Annotated in this window: 1 protein-coding gene; it reads right to left on the bottom strand. The window is 75.8% G+C overall.

The annotated features are described in order from the left end of the window. On the bottom strand, positions 1–1,021 hold a 1,021-nt coding region (locus JNW98_RS31235), incomplete at both ends, for a condensation domain-containing protein (protein WP_223771669.1).

The following is a 1,021-nucleotide window of genomic DNA, read 5'->3' as shown; positions in this document are numbered from 1 at the left end:
CGGCAGGTAGGCGGCGCCGGCGCGCAGGACGGCGAACAGGGCGGCCACCATGTCGAGCGACCGGGGCAGCCCGAGGGCGACCACGCGGTCGGGGCCCGCGCCCCGGGCGAGGAACAGCCGCGCGAGGCGGTTGACGCGGGCGTCGAGTTCGGCGTAGGTCCAGACGCGGTCCCCGGCGACGAGGGCGACCGCGTCCGGGACGGCGGCGGCGCGCTCGGCCAGCAGGTCGGCCACCGAGGCGTCCGGCAGCTCGCGGTCCGTCGCCGCCCACTCCCCCAGCACCAGGCCGCGTTCCCGCTCGGTCAGCACGTCCAGGGCTCGGACGGGCACGTCGGGGCCGGCGGTGACGCGGTCGAGCAGGGTGACGAGCCGGCCGGCGTGCTCCTCGACCGTGGCGCGGTCGAAGGCGTCCGGACGGAACTTCCAGTCGAAGGTGAGCCGCTCGCCGGGGTTGGCGGTGAAGATGAGCGGGAAGTGCGTGGCGTCGACGTCCGTGACGCCCTCGACGCCCAGGGCCTCGCCGACGCGGTCGCGCTCGTCCTGGTCGACGGGGGTGTTGCGGAGCACCTGGAGGGTGTCGAAGAGGCGACCGAGGCCGGTGGTGCGCTGGATGGCGCCCAGGCTGAGCTGGTGGTGCGGCAGCAGGGCCGCCTGCTCGCGCTGGAGGCGGGTGAGGAAGCCGGACGCGGTCTCGTCGCGGTCGAGGCGGACGCGGACGGGGACGGTGTTGAGGAACATGCCCACCGTCCGGTCGATGCCCGGCAGGTCGGCGGGACGGCCGGAGACGGTCGTCCCGAAGACCACGTCCTGCCGGCCGGTGAGCCCGGCGAGCAGCAGGCCCCAGACGCCGGAGAGCACGGTGTTGAGGGTCAGGCCGTGGGCCTGGGCCCAGCCCGTGATCCGGGCACTCAGTTCGGCGGTGAGCTCGGTGGTGTGCTCCTCGGGCAGGAGCGAGGCGCGCTCGCAGGCGTGCGGGGCGACGAGCGTCGGCTCCTCGACGCCGGCCAGGGCCGTGCGCCAC

This window comes from Streptomyces huiliensis (assembly GCF_020037025.1).
Lineage (GTDB): Bacteria > Actinomycetota > Actinomycetes > Streptomycetales > Streptomycetaceae > Streptomyces > Streptomyces huiliensis.
This window is presented reverse-complemented; position numbering and strand designations above follow the sequence as displayed.